This is a genomic window from Roseateles sp. (genome assembly GCF_039595595.1).
Lineage (GTDB): Bacteria > Pseudomonadota > Gammaproteobacteria > Burkholderiales > Burkholderiaceae_C > Roseateles.
Map to the genome: position 1 here is coordinate 68,314 of NZ_JBCNLG010000014.1, position 20,585 is coordinate 88,898.

A 20,585-nucleotide genomic window follows, 5' to 3' on the forward strand; every position below is an offset into this window, starting at 1 on the left:
GCCACGCACTGCCTTCCCGCCGCTGAGAGAATCCGTCTCCATGAGTGAATCCAGCGCCACCCCCCCGTCCTATCCGACCCTGGAAGACGTGATCGGCAACACGCCGCTCGTGCGCCTGCAGCGCGTGCTCGGTCCCGAACTCGCGGCGCGCGGCAATGTGCTGCTGGCCAAGCTCGAGGGCAACAACCCCGCCGGCTCCGTCAAGGACCGCCCCGCGATCAGCATGATCCGGCGTGCCGAGGAGCGCGGCGAGATCAAGCCCGGCGACACCCTCATCGAGGCGACCTCCGGCAACACCGGCATCGCGCTGGCGATGGCCGCGGCGATCCGCGGCTACCGCATGGTGCTGATCATGCCGGAGGACCTGTCGGTGGAGCGCGCGCAGACGATGAAGGCCTTCGGCGCCGAGCTGATCCTGACGCCGCGCTCCGGCGGCATGGAGTACGCCCGCGACCTGGCCGAGCAGATGCAGCGCGACCGCAAGGGCCATGTGCTGGACCAGTTCGCCAACAACGACAACCCGCGCATCCATTACGAGACCACCGGCCCCGAGATCTGGCGCGACACCGGCGGCCGCGTCACGCACTTCGTCAGTGCGATGGGCACGACCGGCACCATCACCGGCGTCTCGCGCTTCCTGAAGGAGAAGAATCCGGAGATCCGCATCGTCGGCGCGCAGCCGGCCGAGGGCTCGCGCATTCCGGGCATCCGCAAGTGGCCGGCCGCCTACCTTCCGAAGATCTACCGCCCCGAAACCGTCGACGAACTGCTGCACGTCAGCCAGTCCGACGCCGAGGACATGGCCCGCCGCCTCGCGCGCGAGGAGGGGCTGTTCGGCGGCATCTCCGCGGCTGGCGCCTGCTGGGTGGCGATGCAGATCGCGCGCCAGGTCTCGAATGCGACCATCGTGTTCGTCGTTTGCGACCGCGGCGACCGATACCTGTCGACCGGCGTCTTCCCCGCCTGAATTTCCGGCCTGAATTTCCGGTCTGAAACGCCCGCCCGGGCTCACGCCCCGATCCAACCCCTGCGCTGGAGGTCCGCGATGACGTTCCGCTTCTGTCCGCAATGCGCGTCCGAGCTTGCCTGGATCGAGCTGCCCGAGGACGGCGGTCCCAAGACTCGGCTGCGCTGTACGAACTGCGACTTCACGCACTGGAACAACCCCACGCCGGTGCTGGCCGCCGTCGTCGAGTGCGTGGATCGCGAGGGCCAGGTCTTGCTGGCGCGCAATGCCGCGTGGCCGATGCCGTTCTTTGGACTGATCACCGGCTTCATGGAGGCCGGTGAATCTCCGGAAGAAGGCATCCGGCGCGAGGTGCTCGAGGAGACCTCGCTCGAGGCGCTCGGCGCGACGCTGATCGGCGTCTACGACTTCCAGAAGAAGAGCCAGGTCATCATCGCGTACCACGTGCCGGCGCGCGGCGAGATCACGTTGTCGCCAGAGCTGGTCGAGTACACGCTGACGCCGCCACAGCAGCTCCAGTGCTGGCCCGCCGGCACCGGTCAGGCGCTGGCCGACTGGCTGCGCGGACGCGGCATCGAACCGGCGTGGATGCCGCCCCGGACCTAGAATCGCGCCTCATCGCCCGCTCTGCCGGTCATTGCCGGTCATCGCCGCGCGGGCTGGCGCAAGGACGCTCTCATGGACATTCACAAGGAACTCGACACCCGCGGCCTGAACTGCCCGCTGCCCATCCTCAAGGCCAAGAAGGCGCTTGCGGAAATGGAAAGCGGCCAGTTGCTCAGAGTGGTCGCCACCGACCCGGGATCGATGCGCGACTTCCAGGCCTTCTCGCGCCAGACCGGCAATGAACTGGTCGAGCAGACCAGCGCCGGCGACGAATTCATCCACGTGCTCAAGCGCCGCTGAACGCGGCACGCGCCGATCGGCGCGCCGTGCCGCCGGTTGCGTCCTGAAACGAAGAAGGCCACGCATCGCGTGGCCTTCGCGCTTCATGACGGGGCGGTGACGGGAAGTCCTGCCGTCAGAAGTTCAGCGCGGTCAGATTTCCAGCGTCTTCAGGTACTCGCGGAAGCTGGCGCCCAGTTGCGGATGATCCAGCGCGAGTTCGACGTTGGCCTGCAGGAAGCCTTCCTTGCTGCCGCAGTCGTAGCGCTTGCCGTCGTAGCGGAACGCGAACACCTTCTCACGGCGCATCAGCGCGGCGATGCCGTCCGTCAGCTGGATCTCGCCGCCGACACCGCGCGGCTGCGTCGCGATCTCGCGGAACACGCCCGGGGTCAGGATGTAGCGGCCCGCCACGCCCAGGCGCGATGGAGCGTCCTCGGGGTTGGGCTTCTCGACCATGTGGGTCAGGTCCATCAGCCGGTCGCTGATGGCCGAGCCGGCCACGATGCCGTAGCGCTTGGTGTGCTCGGCGGGAACTTCCTGGACGGCCAGGATGGAGGCCTGCCATTCGGAGAACTGATCCACCATCTGCTTGAGCACCGGCGGCTTGCCCACCATCAGGTCGTCGGCCAGCAGCACCGCGAAGGGCTCGTTGACGACCACGCACTGCGCGCACAGCACCGCGTGGCCCAGACCGAGCGCCTTGGGCTGGCGGATGTAGATGCACTCCATGTCGTCGGGCTTGATCGAATGGACCAGCGCGAGCAGTTCCTTCTTGCCGGCGGCCTCGAGTTCGGTCTCGAGTTCGAAGGCGGTGTCGAAGTGATCGGGGATGGCGCGCTTGTTGCGGCCGTTCACGAAGATCATCTGGCGGATGCCGGCCGCGTAAGCCTCCTCGACCGCGTACTGGATCAGCGGCTTGTCGACCACCGGCAGCATCTCCTTGGGCTGCGCCTTCGTGGCGGGCAGGAAGCGTGTGCCGAGTCCGGCAACCGGGAAGATTGCCTTGTTGATGAGGGCCATTTACGTACACTCCAACGGTAATTGCGCCGGCATTCTTGCATGGCGCTACTGAAAGAAAATCAAACAATCCTCTCCAAACCCCTCATGTCAGTGCTAGTCCTGGAACCGCTGGAGGCTGACGTCCTGGAATGGCTGGCGGAGCGCCATGCGATCCAGGTCGCGCCCGATTTGGCGGACGCACCGGCGACATTGAGAGAGCAGGTTGCGCAGGCCCAGGCAATTTTCCTGCCCGCCTCGGTTGCGCTCGACGCGGACATGGTCCGCCGCGCGCCGCGGCTTCGCGCCATTGGCCGCATCGGCGCCGGCGCCGAGAACATCGACCTCGAAGCCTGCCGCGGCGCCAACATCGAAGTGGTGCGCGCGCCCACCGCAGCCGCCTCGGCCGAAGCGGAGTTCGTCATCGGCGCCTTGCTCGCGCTGCTGCGCCGCGTGCCGGTGCAGGGCGCGGACGGCCAGTGGGTGGGGCGTGAACTCGGATGCGCGACGGTCGGCCTGGTCGGCCTGACGCCCGCCGCGCGCCAGTTGGCGACGCTGCTGCCCGTCTTCGGTGCGCGCGTGATTGGTTACGACCCCAGCCTGCACCATGCCGATCCGCTGTGGGCGCAATGGGGCATCGAACCTTATGGGCTGCGCGAGTTGATGCAGGCGGCCGACGCGGTCAGCGTGCAGTTGGCCTACTTCCCGCGCTATCGCGGCCTGATCGGCGAGCGGGTGCTGAACTTCTGCAAGCCGTCGCAGGTGCTGGTGTCGACCTCGCACTCGGCGCTGTTCGACGAGCAGGCGCTGGCCGACGCGCTGCATGGCGGCCGATTGCTGGCCGCCTGGCTGGACCTGATGGAGCCCGGTCTGATGGAGGCCGGGCGCCCCTTGCATGGCGCGCCCGGTCTGCAAGTCACGCCGCGCGTGGCGGCGACGACGCGGGAGTCACGGATGCGCGCCGCATGGAGCGTGGCGCGGCGGATCTCGGAGATCCTGTCCACGCCCGCGGCGCAGCCTGAGTTCAGGCCGACGCACCCAGGCGCGCTGCCTGATCTTTTAGCCGAGCCACGGTGGCGCTGAAGTCGGCGATGCGCTGACGTTCCTGCTCCACGACGGCCGCCGGCGCGCGCGCCACGAAGCTCTCGTTGCTCAGCTTGGCGTTGGCCTTGCTGACCTCGCCTTCAAGCCGGGCGATCTCCTTGGCGATGCGGGCGCGCTCGGCCTCGACGTCGATCTCCACCTTCAGCGCCAGACGCGCCGCGCCATGCACCAGCACCGGCGACATCGCGCTTTGCTGGTTGAACACGGCCTCGTCCTCGATCAGCTCGACGCTCTGCAGCTTGGCCAGCACCTTCAGCGCCGGCGCGGCCTCGCGCAGGAAGGACAGGTCGCCGCCGGCCAGCAGCGGCACGCGGTCGGACGGGCTCAGGCCCATCTCGCCGCGCAGACTGCGGCAGGTGCCCACCACGGCCTTGAGCTGCTCGACCCAGGCGATGGCCTGCGGGTCGATGCGCTCGGGCTGCGCGACCGGGTAGGGCGCCGTCACCAGGTAGTCGGTGGACTTGCGGCCGGCGATCGGCGCCACTGTCTGCCAGAGCTCCTCGGTGATGAAGGGCGTGATCGGATGCAGCAGACGCAGGATGGTCTCCAGCACGCGGATCAGCGTGCGGCGCGTGGCGCGCTGCGCGGCCTCGTCACCCTCGGCCTGCGCGGTCTGCAACTGCACCTTGGCCAGCTCCAGATACCAGTCGCAGTACTCGTCCCACACGAACGAATAGATCGCGTTGGCGACCTGGTCCAGGCGGTAGTCGGCGAAGCCCTGCGCGACGGCCTGCTCGACCTGCTGCAGCTCGCTGACGATCCAGCGGTCGGCCTGAGAGAAGCGCAGGTAGCCATGGGCCTTGCCACCGGGGGCGCAGTCCTCCTTCGTGTGCTCGACCAGCCCGCAGTCCTGGCCTTGCGTGTTCATCAGCACGAAGCGGGTGGCGTTCCACAGCTTGTTGCAGAAGTTGCGGTAGCCCTCGCAGCGCTTGCTGTCGAAGTTGACGCTGCGGCCCAGCGTCGCCATTGCCGCGAAGGTGAAACGCAGCGCGTCGGCGCCGTAGCCGGGGATGCCTTCGGGGAATTCCTTCTCGGTGGCCTTGCGGACCTTGGGCGCGGTCTCGGGCTTGCGCAGGCCCTGGGTGCGCTTGTCCAGCAGCGGGGCCAGCTCGATGCCGTCGATCAGGTCGACCGGATCCAGCACGTTGCCCTCGGACTTGCTCATCTTCTTGCCTTGCGCGTCCAGCACCAGGCCGTGGATGTACACATGCTTGAAGGGCACCTTGCCGGTGAAGTGCGTCGTCATCATGATCATCCGGGCGACCCAGAAGAAGATGATGTCGTAGCCGGTCACCAGCACCGACGAGGGCAGGAACAGGTCCTGCTCGAGCGTCTTGGCCGGCCAGCCCAGCGTCGAGAACGGCACCAGCGCCGACGAATACCAGGTGTCCAGCACGTCCTCGTCGCGCTTGAGCGGGCCGGTGTAGCCGGCGGCGGTGGCCTTGGCCTGCGCCTGGGCCTCGTCATGGGCGACGAAGATCTCGCCGCCCGTGCCGAACCAGGCCGGGATCTGGTGGCCCCACCAGAGCTGGCGCGAGATGCACCAGTCCTGGATGTTGCCCATCCACTGGTTGTAGGTGTTGACCCAGTTCTCGGGCACGAACTTGACCTCGCCGCTGGCGACCACGTCGATGGCCTTCTGCGCGATGGACTTGCCGTCCTTGCCTGGCTTGCTGGTGGCGACGAACCACTGGTCGGTCAGCATCGGCTCGACGATCTGCCCGGTGCGCGTGCAGCGCGGGACCATCAGCTTGTGCTTCTTGACCTCGACCAGCAGGCCTTGCTCGTCCAGCGCCTTGACGATCGCCTTGCGCGCCGCGAAGCGGTCCAGGCCGCGGTACTCGGCCGGGATCTCGTCCATCGTGTCGACGACGGTCGCGTCCAGCGTGAAGATGGTCAGCATCGGCAGCCCGTGACGCTGGCCGACCTGATAGTCGTTGGTGTCATGGGCCGGCGTGACCTTGACCACGCCGGTGCCGAATTCCTTGTCGACGTACTCGTCGGCGATCACCGGCACCAAACGGCCGGTGATGGGCAGCTTCACCTGCTGGCCGATCAGGTGCTTGTAGCGCTCGTCCTCGGGGTGGACCATCACGGCGGTGTCGCCCAGCATGGTCTCGGGCCGCGTGGTCGCCACGACCAGCGACTCGCCGCCCTGGGCCAGCGGATAGCGGATGTGCCACAGCGAGCCTTCCTCCTCCTCGCTCTCGACCTCGAGGTCGGAGACGGCGGACTTCAGGATCGGGTCCCAGCTGACCAGGCGCTTGCCGCGATAGATCAGGCCCTCGTCGAAGAGCTTGACGAAGGTGTCGACGACGACGGCCGACAGCTTCTCGTCCATCGTGAAGTACTCGTGGCCCCAGGACACCGAGTCGCCCATGCGGCGCATCTGCTGGGTGATGGTCGAACCGGACTGCTGCTTCCATTCCCAGACGCGGGCGACGAAGTTCTTGCGGCCCAGGTCGTGGCGGCTCTGGCCCTGGCCTTGCAGCTGGCGCTCGACGACGATCTGCGTGGCGATGCCGGCGTGGTCGGTGCCGGGGACCCACAGCGTGTTGTGGCCGCGCATCCGGTGGTAGCGCGTCAGCGAGTCCATGATGGTCTGGTTGAACGCGTGCCCCATGTGCAGCGTGCCGGTGACGTTGGGCGGGGGCAGCTGGATGCTGAACGACGGCCTGGCCGGGTCGAGCGTCGGCTCGTAGAGGCCCTTGGACTCCCACAGCGGACCCCAATGGGCTTCCAGAGAAGAAGGTTCGAAGGACTTGGCGAGTTCGGTCATGGGGGCGCTCCGCCGCGAGGCGGTGTCATCTAGGCGAGGGACACGGAGCCGGCGATTGTAGAGGGCCATGGCCCCGGCGAGCCCCGTCCCGGGCGCGTGGAACGGGGGACAGCCGAGAGAGGGAGAACAGTCGCCCGGACGGGGGATGTCGAAATGCGGCCCCCTGACGCGTCGTGTCAGCAGAGGCGCGCGATCCCCCCTCGGAGGCATTCCGTCGGACAGGGGAGCGGCGATACAAAACGAAAAGCAGCGATACCGCGGTGAGATGCCCTCGCGACGGGGCATGGGAATCATGGCGACATGGATTCACCGCCCGGACACCCGGGCTTTACCGAGGAACTGCACCATGCACCTGTTTCGACGCTGGAGCCACCACCATGAACGTCACGACACTCACTTCGGCCACGATGGCCACCGCGGTCCTTTCGGCCCTGTGCGTGACGATGGCTTCTACGGCCCGCTGCCCGTTGATGGACCCTGGTTCCGCTTCGGCGGTTTCGGCGGCTTCCCCTACGGCTGGGGCGGTCTCGGCCGCGGACACCGCGGACACGGCCGCCACGGCCGCCACGGCCACCACGGTGGCGCTGGTCGCCACGGCGGTGATGGGTGGGGCGGCCTCGGCGGGGGCCTGGGACCCGATGCCGCTCACGCCGGCCGCGGCCAGAGGCTGCAAGCCCGGGCCCGTGCCTTTCTGGACCTGAGCGACGAGCAGTCGGACCTGCTCGGCCGGCTGGTGGAGCAGCTCGGCACCGCCAGGCGGGCGCTGAAGGCGCTGGCCAAGGGGCCGGAGGTGGCCCGGCTGATCGAGTCCGAGAACTTCCGCCGCCACGAGGCGCAGGAGCTCTTCGACGGCCAGGTCGAGGCGCTGCGGGCGACCGGCCCCGCGCTCGTCGCGGCCTTCGGCGATTTCTTCGACGCCTTGGACTTCGATCAGCAGCAGATGCTGCGCTTCCTGATGCGGCGGCTGCGCCGCCGGGCGGGCCGCGATGGCGGGGGCCGTTGATGGAGGCGCGCGATTGCCGGCAGCCGCCGGGGCTGCTGCGTCCGGTCATCGACCGCAACCGCTGCGAAGGCAAGGGCGATTGCGTCGAGGTCTGCCCCTACGGCGTGTTCTCGGTCGGCACCTTGCCGGTCGAGCGCCGCAAGGCGTTGAGCCTGTTCGGCAAGCTGCGCGGCTATGCGCATGGCTGGCAGCAGGCATTCACCCCGAACGCCGATGCCTGCCGGGCCTGCGGCCACTGCGTGAAGGCCTGCCCCGAGCGCGCCATCACGCTGGTCCGCCACACGCGCACGGCGGACGCCGCCGGCCAGGCGGCTGGGCACAATGGGCGCCACGATGCACCGACTGCTGCTGATTGACGACGACGAGGCGCTGGCCGCGCCGCTGGCGAGCTACCTGGCGCGCTTCGATTTCGAGTTGACCGCGGTGACGCGTCCGAGCGCCGCGCTCGCGCGGCTCGCCGCGGAGCGCTTCGACGCGCTGATCCTGGACGGCATGCTGCCGGAGATGGATGGCTTCGCGTTCTGCAAGCAGTTGCGCGGCGGTCAGGATCCGTGGCGGGAGATCCCCATCCTGATGCTGACCGCGCGGGGCGACCTGACCGACCGGGTGGTGGGGCTGGAACTGGGCGCGGATGATTACCTCGCCAAGCCCTTCGAGCCGCGCGAGCTCGCCGCGCGGCTGCAGACCATCCTGCGCCGCGCGCGACTGGCGCCGGCCGCCGCAGCGCCGGTGGCGCTGCTGCGCTTCGAGGGCCTGGACATCGACACCGCGCGCCGCCAGGTCACCGCGGCGGGCGGACTGGTCGAGCTGACCAGCACCGAGTACGAACTGCTGCTGATGCTGGCGCGGGAACCGGGGCGGGTGTTCTCGCGCGACGAGATCCTGAACCGGCTGCGCGGCCAGGAGGCTGATCTGTTCACGCGCGCGGTCGACATCCTGGTGAGCCGGATGCGCCGCAAGCTGGAGCCGCTGGAGGCGTTGAAGACGCTGCGCAACGCGGGCTACTGCTTCGCGCTGCCGCCGGCGGGCGAGCGGGCGGAGGGCGGGCGATGAACGGGCAGGGGCGTCCGAAAGGGCCGAAAGGGCCGAAGGGGGGACCGAGAGCTCATCGCCATCCTTACGACCACTGGGGCGATGGGCGCGAGCCGCAAGGGCCGGGCGGTCCGGGCGAGGGCTTCGATCCCCGCTGCGGCGATCCGCGCTGGCATGCGCGCCGCGACGCCTGGTGGCTGCGCATGCACGAGGCGCGGCTGAAGGAGCATCAGCGCCGCCTGACGAAGATGCGCCGCTGGGCGGAGATGGAGGCGGGCAGCTTGCCCTTCCCGCGGCGGCGCGGCTGGCGCTGGCACCTGCGGGTGCGCAACCGCTGGCACCAGCGCTGGCACCGCCAGCACGCGATGTTCCGGCACTCGCTGGGGGCGCGGCTGATCGCGGTGTTCGTGGTCCTGGCCTGTCTGGGCAGCGCGATCCTGTGGGGCGCGATGACGGTCGAGTACGGCCTGCTGTGGGCCGTGCCGCTGCTGCTCCTGGTGACCGGCATCGCCTACGCCGGCATCCGCCACATGGTCGATCCGCTGCATCAATTGGCGCTGGGCGCCGAGGCCTTCGGGCGCGGCGACCTGTCGCACCGCATCCTGGTGCGGCACGACGACGAGATCGGCGACCTGGCGATGCGTTTCAACCAGATGGCCGAGGACATCCAGGGGATGCTCGACGGCAAGCGCGCGCTGCTGCTGGCGATCAGCCATGAGCTGCGCAGTCCGCTGACGCGCGCGCGCCTGCACGCGGAGCTGGTCGACGACGGGCCGTCGAAGGCGGCGCTGCTGGAGGAGCTCGCGCAGATGCGGGAGCTGATCTCGGCGCTGCTGGAAAGCGAGCGCCTGGGCAGCGGGCATCGTGCGCTGCAGGTCGACGATTGCGACCTTGGCGCGCTCGCCCGCGAGCAGGACCAGCCCGGCGTGGCGCTGCGGGTCGATCGGGACCTGCCGCTGCTGAAGCTGGATCGCATGCGGGTGCAACTGCTGCTGCGCAACCTGGTGAGCAATGCCCTGCGGCACAACGATCCGGACGCGGGGCCGGTGATGGTGTCGGTCGAGCGCGACGGCGAGGGCGCGCGCCTGACGGTGCGCGATCACGGCGCCGGCGTGCCGCCCGAGGCGCTCGCGCAACTCGGCCAGCCGTTCTACCGGCCCGACGAGGCGCGCGCGCGCAGCGAGGGTGGCGTGGGGCTGGGCCTGTCGCTGTGCCGGCTCGTGGCGGAGGCGCACGGCAGCCGGCTCGAGCTGCGCAACGCGCAGCCGGGGTTCGAGGCGGTGGTGAGATTCGAATAGGTAGGAGCCGGAAGGCCTCCTACCGGGACAAGTCGGTCTCCTCCCCAGAAGCCGTGTGGCGCCGATGCCGACGCCTTCATCGAATCGATTTCATTGATCTTTTCGTGCCAGGTCTTGCGCGGCCGAGGCGGATCATCCGTTCCCCGCGTCACCCGGCGCGGTCCGTCGTCATCCCATCGAAGGTGATGCCTATGCGTTGATTCCGAGTCGAATGGAGCTGTCCATGTCCACGATGTCCTTCCCTGCCGCCGGCGCCTCCGGCACCCCGTCCTCCGCCACGGCGGCTTCGGCCGCTTCGGCGGCGGCCCATCTTGCCGACCGCGCCGACCGCGCCGACCTTGGCGTCGACGGCCATGCCGGCCTGGGCGAACCGCCCGCGCCGCCGCCGGGGCCCTCGCCGCGCCCGGCGCGCACGCTGTTCATGCAGCGCGTGCTCGACAACATCCGCCCGCTGCAGCGGATGAACCGCGAGGAGTTCGAGGCCTTCCTCTATGTCTCGCGGATGTACCCGTCGCTGAGCCGATTCGAGCCTGCCGGCGTGGAGTTCTTCGTGCCGCGGCGCGACATCACCGTCGGGCTGGCGATGCGCACGCTGCGCGAGCGGCTCGAGCACGCGGCCTGCATCGCCGAGCTGGTCTGCCGCTTCAAGCGCGAGGACCAGGAGGAGGGCGCGCTGTGCAACGACGACGAGGCCGTCGTCGCCGCCGCGGCGATCCGGGACGCCACGCGCGAGGCGCTGGGCATGCTCGGTGTCTACGAGCAGGCGGTGCGCGAAGGCCTGGCCGTCGTGCAATACCAGGAGCCGGTCCCGGCCGAGGCGGCCTGAGTGGAGGGGGGCGCCACGAGGCGCCCGGAATGCGGGGCGGGCGCCATGAGGCGCCCCGAATGGCACGTGAAGGCGGGCACGGGCGCCCGGGAGCGCAACCGTGTCAAGGGCTGCTGATGACCAACTCCCTCGCCCCCCGCGAGGGGGGAGAGGGCAGGGGAGAGGGGGTGCTTCGAAGGGCAGCAGCGCTGTGGCACGAGCCCCCTCTCCCCTCCCTCTCCCCGCTGGGGCGAGGGGGTTTACTGCGCCGTCCGGCTCGTCTTACTCCCTCGCCCGCTTTGCGGGGCGGACGGGCTGTGGACAACTGCCCAAACAAACCTTGTGTGTACTCACAGAACGAAAGATACAAGGGAGGGATGAGGGCCAGCGGCGGCGGCAGTGCGCTCCCGGCAAGACCTGGGCAGTAAGAAGCGGGTAAGTCGTCCCACGGGACCATCCGCCCCGTCTTCACTTGGAGTTGCCTCGATGGCCGCCTCTCTGTCGCTTCGGTCCCTGTCCCGTTCCTTCTCCTCCACGTCTCCCACGCCCCCAGTGGCCGCCACGCACGCCACGCACGCGGCGCTGCTCGCGCTGTCGCTGGCCGCGCTCGCCGCGCCGGCCCATGCGCAGGTGTTCGGCGATGTCGATCCCGCCGCGTCTTCCGGCACCCAATGGGGACTGGGCATCGGCGTGGCCAGCCGTCAGCGCCCCTACGCGGACGCCGACCGCAAGAACAACGTGCTGCCGATGCTGTCCGTCGAGAACCGCTGGTTCCGGCTCGCCGGTCCGGCGGCCGACGTCAAGTTGTGGCGCCACGCCTTCGGGCCGGGCAACAGCCTCGAAGCCGGCCTGCGTCTCAAGTACGAGGACGAGGGCTACAAGGCGGGCGACTCGCCGGTGCTCGCTGGCATGGACAAGCGCAAGGGCTCGTTCCTGGGCGGCGGCGCGCTGACCTGGAAGACGCCGTGGATCGATCTGGGCGCCGAATGGGTGGCCGACCTGTCCAACGAGAGCAAGGGCCGCAAGCTCGGGCTGCAGGCCTCGCACCGCCTGGGCTGGGGCGTGCTGGGCGTGACGCCGCGCGTGAAGGCGCAGTGGCTCGACAAGAAGTACGTCGACTACTACTACGGCGTCCGCGCCAGCGAAGTCACCGCCGATCGCGCGCTGTACACCGGCAAGTCCGCGATGACCACCGAGCTGGGGCTGCGGGTCGATTACGCGATCGCCCGCCAGCACACGGTCTTCATCGATGCTAGTGTCACGCGCCTGCCGGACGAGATCCGGCAGAGCCCGATCGTTGGACGCAAGGACACCTCGCGGCTGGCGGTCGGCTACCTGTACCGCTTCTGAATCCGTTGTCGATGAATCGAATCGCCCTGGTCGAGGATCACGTCCGGCTTGCCGGACTGATCCGGCAGGCCCTGCAGACCGCCGGCATCCCGACCGATGTCTTCCACGCGATGGAGCCCGCCTGGGCGGCGCATCGCGAGGTCGGATACGCCGCGCTGGTCATCGACCGCGGGCTGCCGGACGGCGATGGCCTGGCGCTGGTCAAGCGGTTGCGCGCGGCGCGCCAGGGCACGCCCTGCCTGATGCTCACCGCGCGGGACGCGCTGCATGACCGCATCGACGGCCTGGAGTCCGGCGCCGATGACTACCTCGCCAAGCCCTTCCCGATGGAGGAACTGGTGGCGCGCGTGCGGGCGCTGATGCGCCGGCCGGCGGCGGTGCGGCCGCCGCGCGTGACCCATGGCGACCTGGAGGTCGTGGCCGAGGAGGCGCTGCTGGTGCGCGGCGAGCTGTCGGTGGCGCTGGCGCCGGCGGAGCTGCAGATCGCGATCGCGCTGGTGCAGCAGCAGGGGCGGACCGTGCGGCGCGGGGCGCTCGAGGCTGCGGCCTGGGGGCTGTCCGAGGCGGTCACGCCCAACGCGCTGGATGTCGCGCTGCACCGGCTGCGCAAAAAGCTGGCGTCGATCGGCTCGACGCTGCGCATCGTCAATCTCAGGAATCACGGGTATGCCCTTCAAGACGCGATGGCCGAATAGCCTGCGCAACCGGGTGCTGTCGGTGCTGGCGGCGAGCATGGTGTCGAGCATGCTGCTGGTGAGCCTGGCCTCGATGGTGTTCTGGGAGCCGTTCACGCGCTGGGTGCTGCAGGACCAGATCGAGGACAACAGCGAAGCGCTGGCGCGCCACCTGCAGTTCGATGCGCGCGGCATGCCGGTGCGGCTCGATCCGAAGATCGAGCCCTGGCTGTTCGACAGCCTGCGCAGCGAGGCGGTGCTACGCGTCGCCGACGCCGGCGGGCGCGTGGTCTTCGCGACCGACGGCGAGCTGGCCGTCATCACGCGCGACGGCCAGCCCTATGAGCCGGTGCGCCACTCCTTCGTGTTCAAGCGGGGCGGCGTGGCCATGCATGGCGCGACCGTCCCCTACGACCACGACGGCCGGCGCTGGTATGTGCAATTCGCGGTCAGTGACCGCATCGTGCTGCGCATGCGGGAGTCGATCGGCTTCGACGTGCTGCGGCAGGGGCTGATCGCGCTGGGCGCGACCTTCGTGCTGGTCTTCCTGGTGACCATCCACCTGTCGCTGCGCCGGGCGCTGCTGCCGGTGCGGGCGGCGTCGAGCGCGGCGCGGCGGATCTCGCCGCGCACGCTCTCCAAGCGTCTGCCCGCGGCCGATCAGCCGCGCGAGCTGCGGCCGCTGGTCGAAGCCTTCAATGCCGCGCTGGACCGCCTGCAGGGGGCGTTCAAGACGCAGCAGGAGTTCCTCTCGAACGCGGCCCATGAGCTCAAGACGCCACTGGCGCTGATCCGCGCGCAGGTGGAACTGGCGGAGCCGGGCGCGTGGCGCGAGCAGATCCTGGAGGACGTGGACCGGGTCGCGCGCCAGGTGCAGCAGCTGTTGCTGCTGGCCGAGGCCAGCGAGCAGCGCAACTACCGGGTCGAGGCGATCGATCCCAAGCCCGCCGTGCGCGAGGTCTTCGACTTCATGGAGCGGGTGGCCGGGCAGCGCGGCGTGACGCTGGGTCTGCGGCTGAGCCCGGAGCTGCGCTTCTGGCAGGCGGACCGGGGCGCGCTGTTCACCTTGCTGAAGAACCTGGTCGAGAACGCGATCCAGCACAGCCCGCCGGAGGGCGTGGTCACGCTGACGGTCGAGCCGGAGGGCTTTTCGGTGACGGACCAGGGCAGGGGCGTCTCGGAGGAGGACCTGCCGCGCATCTTCGAGCGCTTCTGGCGCGGTCCGGACCGTCGGGAACAGGGCGCGGGGCTGGGGCTGTCGATCTGCGCGGAGATTGCAGCAGCGCATGCGTGGCGGCTCAGCGCCCACCGGCGCTCGCCGGGACTGGAGGTGCGCTGCGACATGAGGGCGGATGCCGCGCTGGAGGCGCCGGCCGTTCATGACGCGCCGGGTGAGCTGCGCGAGCCGGCCGCCCGGGCGCTGCGAATGCCCTCGGGCGAGGGCCTGCGGGCCGGCTACTCGCAGGTGGTGCGGCGCGCGCTGTTCTGAGCCGGCGGGCCGGCGTGCGCTGACTTCCGGCATCCCGGTCTCCGGGATGGTCCCGATCCCGCGAGGGGCGCCGCGCCTCGTGGGCTGGGTAGGATGCCCGGATGTCCGCCGCCGCTCCCGACACGTCCGCCCAGGCCCGCGCCGAGGCCCCCGACACGCGCCTGCGCGATCTGGCCCGGCTGCGCCGCGTGCGCGACCGCATCGACCGCGAGTACGCCCAGCCGCTGGACGTCGACGCGCTGGCGCAGGGGGTGCACATGTCGGCCGGCCACTTGAGCCGGCAGTTCCGGCTGGCCTATGGCGAGTCCGTCTACGCCTACCTGATGACCCGGCGCATCGAGCGCGCGATGGCGCTGCTGCGCCGTGGCGACCTCAGCGTCACCGAGGTCTGCTTCGAGGTCGGCTGTGCCTCGCTGGGCACCTTCAGCACCCGTTTCACCGAGCTGGTCGGCGTGTCGCCCAGCGTCTACCGGCGCGACTGCGCGGCCGAGGCCGACGGCATTCCGTCCTGCGTTGCCCGGCAGGTGACGCGACCGATCAGGAATCGAGAAGCGCCGGAGAAACAGCCCACCTAGACTGCGTCGCATGGGTCCGGAACCCCGGCGGCGACGGCCGCCGACCACGCTGACGCAACTCATCTGGAGATTCACATGGACATCACCATCCACTCGACCTTCCTGCCGCACACCGATGCCGAGGCCTCGCTGGCCTTCTACCGCGACGGCCTGGACTTCGAGATCCGCAAGGACGTCGCCTTCGGCGGCAACCGCTGGATCACGATCGGTCCCAAGGGCAAGCCCGACACCTCGATCGTGCTGTTCCCGCCGAATGCGACGCCCGGCATCACCGATGAGGAGAAGCGCACCATCGCCGAGATGATGGCCAAGGGTACCTTCGCGATGCTGCTGCTGGGCGCGAAGGACCTGGACGCGACCTTCGAGCGGCTGCAGGCGCGGGACGCGGAGATCGTGCAGGAGCCGACCGACCAGCCCTATGGCGTGCGCGATTTCGGCGTGCGCGACCCTGCGGGCAACATGATCCGTATCCAGCAACTGAAGAACTGAGCGGAGGACGACATGCCCACCACGACCACGGATCAGGCCGGTGCCGTCGACGCATCGCGAATGATCGATGCGCGCATCGCGGAGCTCGGCGACTGGCGCGGCGAGATGCTGGCGCGGCTGCGCCGGCTGATGAAGGAGGCGGTGCCCGGCGTCGAGGAGACGTGGAAGTGGCGGGGCACGCCGGTCTGGGAGCGCAACGGCCAGATCTGCACCGGCGAGACCTACAAGGAGGTCGTCAAGATGACCTTCGCGAAAGGGGCGAAGCTGCCGGATCCGGCGCGGCTCTTCAATTCGAGCCTGGACGGCAACGTGCGCCGGGCGATCGACATCCGTCAGGGCGACGTGGTGGACGAGCAGGCGCTGAAGGCGCTGTTCAAGGCTGCCGCCGCGCTGAACGACGCGGCGGCGAAACCGAAAAAGGCGACGCGAACGGCGTGACGCCGGCTTGAGCCCCGGTCAACCATCGAGGGCTCGGTGACGGGCGGCATGCCAGGGGGAGGAACCAGTCATGCATCGTTTGCGCGGGCGTCCCGGCCTTCCGGGACCTTGACATCGTGACGGGCGTCTACGACCCGCTGCTGGTGGTGCTGTCCATCGTGACGGCGGTGATTGCCTCGTTCGTCGCGCTGGACATGGCCAGCCGTGTCGTCGCGGCGGCGGGCTCGCCGGGGCGCTCGGCGTTCTGGCTCGCCTGCGGCGCGCTGGCGATGGGCACCGGCATCTGGGCCATGCACTTCGTGGGCATGCTGGCGTTCTCGCTGCCCATCGCGCTGGCCTATGACGTGCCGATCACGCTGGCATCGCTGGCGGTGGCGGCGTTGTCCTCGGCGCTGGCGCTGCACACGATCGCGCGCCCGAGCCTGGGACGGCGGCGGCTGCTGATCGCCGGCACGCTGATGGGGCTGGGCATCGCCTGCATGCATTACCTGGGCATGGAGGCGATGCGGATGCAGCCCGGCATCCGCTACGACCCGGCGCTGTTCGCGCTGTCGGTGCTGCTGGCGATGGCGGCGTCGACGGCGGCGCTGCTGATCTGCTTCCGGTTGCGGCACGAGACCATCGTCACCGGGCCCTGGAAGAAGTCCGCGAGCGCGGTGGTCATGGGCGCGGCGATCGTGGGCATGCATTACACGGGCATGGCGGCTGCGAGCTTTCCGGAAGGCAGCGTCTGCGGCGCGCTGGCGGGCGGGATGGGCGGCGCGTGGCTGGGTTTCGTGATCGCGGGGCTGGCCACGCTGTTCCTGCTGACCACGCTGCTGAGCTCCGTCTATGAGGCGATGTCGCCGACCATCCGTTCGCGGCTGGTGTTCCTGGTCATCGCCGCGGTCATGCCGCTGGCGCTGATGACGCTGGCGCTGGTGCTGCTGGATTTCCAGCGCATGCGGGACGCGAAGGCGGGTGACCGCTTGAACACGGCGCGTGCCATCGCGGCGGCGGTGGACCGGGATCTGAGCGGCATTGAATCGGGCCTGCGCGTGCTGGCGGCCTCTCAGCTGCCGCAGGGCGACAGCCTGGCGGCGTTCTCGCTCGAGGCGCGGGATGCGATGCCGTTGCTGCACGCGTCGGCGCTGCAGCTCGAGGATGCTGCTGGCAATCTGGTGATGGACATCCGCCAGCCGCGGCAGGGCCCGATGGTGGTCCGCGGCGGGCCGTTGGCGTCCTCGCCCGCGGTCGCGCCGAGGCCGGTGTCGGCGCCGGGCGAGCTCGCGGCGTCTGGCCGGCTTGCCCAGGCGCCGCGCGAGCAGTTGATCGAGGTGTCGGTGCCGCTGCCGGCGGACAAGGCGGCGCCGCTGCAGGGCGCGACGGTGCTGCGCGCGCGGCTGTCGCCGGACCGATTGAGGGACCTGCTGTCGCTGCAGCAGATGGATCCGGACTGGCTGGCGACGGTGTACGACCGCGAGGGCCGTGTCGTGGCGCGCACGCGGGGTGCAGAGCGCTTTTTTGGCGTCGAGGCGCCGCCGGATCTGCTGCTCAAGCTGCGCGGGCAGTGGGAGGGGCAGGCCGACACGACCAGCCTGGACGGCGTGGCGGTGCAGACGGCGTTCGTCCGGTCGGAGGGCTCGGGATGGGCCGTGGCCATCAGCGTGCCGCGCGCGGGCTTGAACTCGCCGCTGATGCAGGCGCTGGGCTGGCTGGTGGGCGGATTCGTGCTGACGATCGCGGGCAGCTTGCTGCTGGCGTGGCGGATCGGTGGCCGCATCGCGGGCGCGGTGCAGGCCTTGACGCAGCCAGCGCTGGCTTTGGGGACGGGCGTGGCGGTGGAGGTGCCGCCGCTGGGCGTGGTGGAAGTCGACCGGGTGGGGCGCGCGCTGACGCATGCGGCGCGGCTGCTGGACGCGGCGCAGCACGAGGCGAATCACGACGCGCTGACGGGGTTGGCGAATCGATCGTTGTTCCGGCAGATGGTGCAGCAGCAGCTGGCGCTCGCGCGGCGCAACGGGACGAGCGTGGCGGTGCTCTACGTGGACCTGGACGGCTTCAAGGAGGTCAACGACAGCCATGGCCACGGGGTCGGCGATCTGCTGCTGAAGGAGGCCGCGCAGCGCCTGCGCGCGGCGGTGAGGGCAGGGGATCTGGTGGCGCGCCTGGGCGGCGACGAATTCGCCATCGCGCTGGTGCACCCGGGTCCGCGGGGCGCGGCGAAGGTGGCGGCGAAGCTGGTGCAATGGCTCGCCGAGCCCTTCGAGCTTGGCGAGCTGCGGGTGTCGGTGTCGGCGAGCATCGGCGGCGCGTCGGCGCCGTCGTCGCCGGTCGACGAGCCGGCCGACTGCGACGCGCTGCTGGAACAGGCCGACGCGGCCATGTACCGCGCGAAGCAGTCGGGGAAGTCGAGGTTTGTGCTGGCGGAGGCGTAGGGGACACTCCCGCGCCAGTGCAGCCCCTGACTCTCGAGCCCAAACGTGAACATCGACATCGGCGCCAAGCGCCCCATCGACGCCCATCAGATCTTCGTGATCGGACGTTGCTTTTCGAGCGCCGAGCCGCCTTTCGTGCTGCTGTATGACGGGCTCAAGAAGAAGGAAACCAAGCGGAACCTTCGGGCGGTCACTCCTGAAGCGCTGGCGATCAGGCTTGGCGCGACGGGAGAGGTCGTGTCGGTGGAGGCTCCGCTGTGGGGAACGGTCTGGTTTCGCGTGAGCAAGATCCGAGAGGTGATCGAGATGGCTCCCAGCCATCTGCGCTTGAGCAGCAGCGCAAGCTTCGGGGCGCGGGTGCTGTTCGATCACGATCCTGAACCTGGCGATGGCACTTTGGCCCCGCACCTGGGGTTCTCGCTCTACGGCCTCACGGCCGAGCAGGTCTTGGCAGCGCTGGGGCGGTAGAACCTCTTGCGTGACATTGACGAGTGATTCATGAGAACAGCGCGCGAAGCGATCCAGGAAGTGGTGAAGACCGGTTTGGCGCCGATGCTCAAGCGCCACGGCTTCAAGAAGAATGCCTTCAGCTTTGGCCGTCGAAGAGGCTCCGTCGGGCACTACTTCGATGTCCAGTTGTCTCAATGGAATCGAGGTTCCGAAGGCGGCTTCTATCTGAATGCCGGTGTCATGTTCGATGACATCTGCGCGTTGCGGGGCGGGGAACCACCAGCGATTCCGAAATACCCCGACTGCCAATTCATGGTGCGGTTGGAGCGCTTGAATTCCAGTCTTCCAGGCCTCTTCAAAGTCGACGAGGGCACGGATCTCAACGCGCTCGCGGAGCAGATCTCCGAGGCTGTCGAGCGTACCTTCGTCGTGCCGCTCAATGAAGTCTCATCGGCCCATGCTTTCGAAGCGACTGGCTGGCTGAATGCGACTCCATGGAGCTTTCCGGCGGTGTACAGATACGTCACCGGGAATCTCGCGGAAGCGCGCCGTCTGGTTCAGCTGGAGGCCGATGCGTTCGCCGATCGCGGGTGCACGTTTCAATCGGTCGCGGCAGGCCTTCATCTGAAATTTCCCTCATGAAAGTTTGCCTGTGAGCCTTGCGCGGTTTCTTGATGATGTCCATCGAACGATGGGCCTGGACAGCAGTCTGCGTGTTGAACAGGCGCTGGAGATCACGCGCGACCGGTGGTTGAAGGACATGAAGCTCGAGGCGCTGGTGAGCGCGACGCTGGCCAACTGGACATCTGGAAACTGCGTGGCGTTCATGCTGCCGATATCGGAGGCTTTGCTGTCAGCGGACATGCAGGTGTTGCATCGAGCGCTGTGGGCGCGAACCATCAAGCGTCAGGCCGACGACGTCTTCCGCAACTACTCGCATATCAGAAAGCTGAAGCAATCGTTCGAAGTGCTCGTGTCCGTCGAGTCCGCGGATTTCAATGAGTTCGACCCGCATGCCTATGACGACAGGGAAAAGGCCACATCGTTCCTGCTGAAGCGGCTCATGAGCTCGCTCGAGCTGTGGCGAGAGGGGTTGATGCGCAGGAACCTGAGCCCACGCGAGGCGGAGGAAATCGCCGCCTGCGTGCGGGCTCTCAGGAAACCAACGATCAAGGTGCGCTGATCTCCATGTGAAGGGCCCGCGAGCGGGCGGCCTCACTGGGGCCACCCAGGACCGGAAGTACCGCTTCAGATCCGAATGCGCCTCAACCCTGCTGACTCGCGAACGTCCCGCGGAATTCCGCTGCCGCGTCCTCGCGGGTATTGACCTCGAGCATCACGCCGCCTGGCATCCAGCAGAAGAAGCGCGAGCCGCGCACGTGCGTGATCAGTTCGGTCTCCATGCGGATGTCAGCCGCCAGCATGTCGGCGTGGATACGCTCGAGGTCCGAGCGCGTCGCCACTTCGACGCCGACATGGAAGTTGCGCGGCCAGGTGCAATCGCGGTCGCGGCCGTCCTCGATGACGATGTCGAGCTGGTCCTTCTTGACGATGCGGCTGTGGCCGAAGGAGGCCACCGAGAAGCCGAGGAAGCGCTCGAAGAACGCGGCCGTCGCGGGCGCGTCGGGCGAGGGGAAGCTCAGGTGGTTGAAGGTGGAACGAACCGTGGTGGTGTGCGTGGTCATGGCAATGCCTATGCGCAAGCCGGCGTGACGCTGCTGCGTCGGAAAACCGGCGGGGTTGCGCGTTGGCTGACGTAAACGCTTACGGCTCGGTGCAGGTCATGACGATCACTGCGAAGCGGGCGCGATCGTAGTGGCGGGCCGCGCGG

The 20,585-nt window shown here is 69.0% G+C and carries 22 protein-coding genes; 19 read left to right on the forward strand and 3 right to left on the reverse strand.

Annotated features, from left to right (window positions below; genetic code table 11):
• Positions 1 to 40 precede the first annotated feature (40 nt).
• From cysM to ABDW61_RS17015, 3 genes are all read left to right on the forward strand, one after another.
• Positions 41 to 967, forward strand: coding sequence for a cysteine synthase CysM (gene cysM / locus ABDW61_RS17005; RefSeq protein ID WP_343640308.1), 927 nt, complete (start codon positions 41 to 43; stop codon positions 965 to 967).
• 78 nt (positions 968 to 1,045) lie between these two features.
• Positions 1,046 to 1,573 carry an NUDIX hydrolase gene (locus ABDW61_RS17010; protein ID WP_343640310.1) on the forward strand — a complete coding sequence of 176 codons (528 nt, stop codon included), beginning with the start codon at positions 1,046 to 1,048 and terminating at the stop codon, positions 1,571 to 1,573.
• A gap of 72 nt (positions 1,574 to 1,645) precedes the next feature.
• Complete coding sequence (locus ABDW61_RS17015) at positions 1,646 to 1,873, forward strand: sulfurtransferase TusA family protein (protein WP_343640311.1); 228 nt, start codon at positions 1,646 to 1,648, stop codon at positions 1,871 to 1,873.
• 132 nt (positions 1,874 to 2,005) lie between these two features.
• Here ABDW61_RS17015 and galU read toward each other — a convergent pair whose 3' ends face one another.
• A complete protein-coding gene (gene galU / locus ABDW61_RS17020) occupies positions 2,006 to 2,875 on the reverse strand; it encodes a UTP--glucose-1-phosphate uridylyltransferase GalU (RefSeq protein ID WP_343640312.1) in 870 nt (289 codons plus the stop codon).
• Between the two features lie 84 nt (positions 2,876 to 2,959).
• On the opposite strand from galU, the gene ABDW61_RS17025 reads away from it, so the two are divergent.
• Complete coding sequence (locus tag ABDW61_RS17025; protein ID WP_343640313.1) at positions 2,960 to 3,934, forward strand: NAD(P)-dependent oxidoreductase; 975 nt, start codon at positions 2,960 to 2,962, stop codon at positions 3,932 to 3,934.
• Here ABDW61_RS17025 and ABDW61_RS17030 read toward each other — a convergent pair.
• Positions 3,876 to 6,734, reverse strand: coding sequence for a valine--tRNA ligase (locus ABDW61_RS17030; protein WP_343640315.1), 2,859 nt, complete (start codon positions 6,732 to 6,734; stop codon positions 3,876 to 3,878). The two genes, ABDW61_RS17025 and ABDW61_RS17030, sit on opposite strands and share 59 nt — an antisense overlap.
• Positions 6,735 to 7,080: 346 nt before the next feature.
• Here ABDW61_RS17030 and ABDW61_RS17035 point away from each other — a divergent pair, with 346 nt between their 5' ends.
• The 15 genes from ABDW61_RS17035 (at position 7,081) to ABDW61_RS17105 (ending at position 19,937) form a co-directional block, all read left to right on the forward strand.
• Entirely contained in the window at positions 7,081 to 7,737 is a 657-nt protein-coding gene (locus ABDW61_RS17035; protein WP_343640317.1) for a hypothetical protein, read from the forward strand.
• Positions 7,737 to 8,093, forward strand: a complete 357-nt coding sequence (locus tag ABDW61_RS17040; RefSeq protein WP_343640319.1) for a 4Fe-4S binding protein — start codon at positions 7,737 to 7,739, stop codon at positions 8,091 to 8,093. Before ABDW61_RS17035 ends, ABDW61_RS17040 begins: the two co-directional genes overlap by 1 nt.
• On the forward strand, positions 8,071 to 8,790 hold the full coding sequence (locus ABDW61_RS17045) for a response regulator transcription factor (RefSeq protein WP_343640321.1): 720 nt from the start codon (positions 8,071 to 8,073) through the stop codon (positions 8,788 to 8,790). Before ABDW61_RS17040 ends, ABDW61_RS17045 begins: the two co-directional genes overlap by 23 nt.
• Complete coding sequence (locus tag ABDW61_RS17050; RefSeq protein WP_343640323.1) at positions 8,787 to 10,067, forward strand: HAMP domain-containing sensor histidine kinase; 1,281 nt, start codon at positions 8,787 to 8,789, stop codon at positions 10,065 to 10,067. The genes ABDW61_RS17045 and ABDW61_RS17050 overlap by 4 nt, the downstream gene beginning before the upstream one ends.
• Positions 10,068 to 10,290: 223 nt before the next feature.
• Complete coding sequence (locus tag ABDW61_RS17055; protein ID WP_343640325.1) at positions 10,291 to 10,893, forward strand: hypothetical protein; 603 nt, start codon at positions 10,291 to 10,293, stop codon at positions 10,891 to 10,893.
• 465 nt (positions 10,894 to 11,358) lie between these two features.
• Positions 11,359 to 12,222: a MipA/OmpV family protein gene (locus tag ABDW61_RS17060; RefSeq protein WP_343640326.1), complete on the forward strand. Its 864-nt coding sequence runs from the start codon at positions 11,359 to 11,361 to the stop codon at positions 12,220 to 12,222.
• 11 nt (positions 12,223 to 12,233) lie between these two features.
• Positions 12,234 to 12,917 carry a response regulator transcription factor gene (locus ABDW61_RS17065; protein ID WP_343640328.1) on the forward strand — a complete coding sequence of 228 codons (684 nt, stop codon included), beginning with the start codon at positions 12,234 to 12,236 and terminating at the stop codon, positions 12,915 to 12,917.
• Positions 12,889 to 14,385, forward strand: coding sequence for an ATP-binding protein (locus ABDW61_RS17070; RefSeq protein WP_343640329.1), 1,497 nt, complete (start codon positions 12,889 to 12,891; stop codon positions 14,383 to 14,385). Before ABDW61_RS17065 ends, ABDW61_RS17070 begins: the two co-directional genes overlap by 29 nt.
• Positions 14,386 to 14,486: 101 nt before the next feature.
• Entirely contained in the window at positions 14,487 to 14,960 is a 474-nt protein-coding gene (locus ABDW61_RS17075; RefSeq protein ID WP_343640331.1) for a helix-turn-helix transcriptional regulator, read from the forward strand.
• 75 nt (positions 14,961 to 15,035) lie between these two features.
• The gene (locus ABDW61_RS17080; RefSeq protein ID WP_343640332.1) at positions 15,036 to 15,449 is read left to right on the forward strand and encodes a VOC family protein; all 414 of its coding nucleotides are present in this window, start codon (positions 15,036 to 15,038) and stop codon (positions 15,447 to 15,449) included.
• 12 nt (positions 15,450 to 15,461) lie between these two features.
• A complete protein-coding gene (locus ABDW61_RS17085; protein ID WP_343640333.1) occupies positions 15,462 to 15,887 on the forward strand; it encodes a DUF1801 domain-containing protein in 426 nt (141 codons plus the stop codon).
• Positions 15,888 to 16,003: 116 nt separating this feature from the next.
• Entirely contained in the window at positions 16,004 to 18,304 is a 2,301-nt protein-coding gene (locus tag ABDW61_RS17090; RefSeq protein WP_343640334.1) for a diguanylate cyclase, read from the forward strand.
• A gap of 45 nt (positions 18,305 to 18,349) precedes the next feature.
• A complete protein-coding gene (locus ABDW61_RS17095; protein WP_343640335.1) occupies positions 18,350 to 18,772 on the forward strand; it encodes a hypothetical protein in 423 nt (140 codons plus the stop codon).
• A 30-nt stretch (positions 18,773 to 18,802) separates the two neighbouring features.
• On the forward strand, positions 18,803 to 19,396 hold the full coding sequence (locus ABDW61_RS17100; protein WP_343640337.1) for a DUF4304 domain-containing protein: 594 nt from the start codon (positions 18,803 to 18,805) through the stop codon (positions 19,394 to 19,396).
• Between the two features lie 49 nt (positions 19,397 to 19,445).
• Positions 19,446 to 19,937, forward strand: a complete 492-nt coding sequence (locus ABDW61_RS17105) for a hypothetical protein (RefSeq protein ID WP_343640338.1) — start codon at positions 19,446 to 19,448, stop codon at positions 19,935 to 19,937.
• Positions 19,938 to 20,019: 82 nt separating this feature from the next.
• Here the strand turns inward: ABDW61_RS17105 and ABDW61_RS17110 are convergent, their stop codons facing one another.
• The gene (locus ABDW61_RS17110) at positions 20,020 to 20,439 is read right to left on the reverse strand and encodes a VOC family protein (protein ID WP_343640339.1); all 420 of its coding nucleotides are present in this window, start codon (positions 20,437 to 20,439) and stop codon (positions 20,020 to 20,022) included.
• Positions 20,440 to 20,585: the final 146 nt, after the last annotated feature.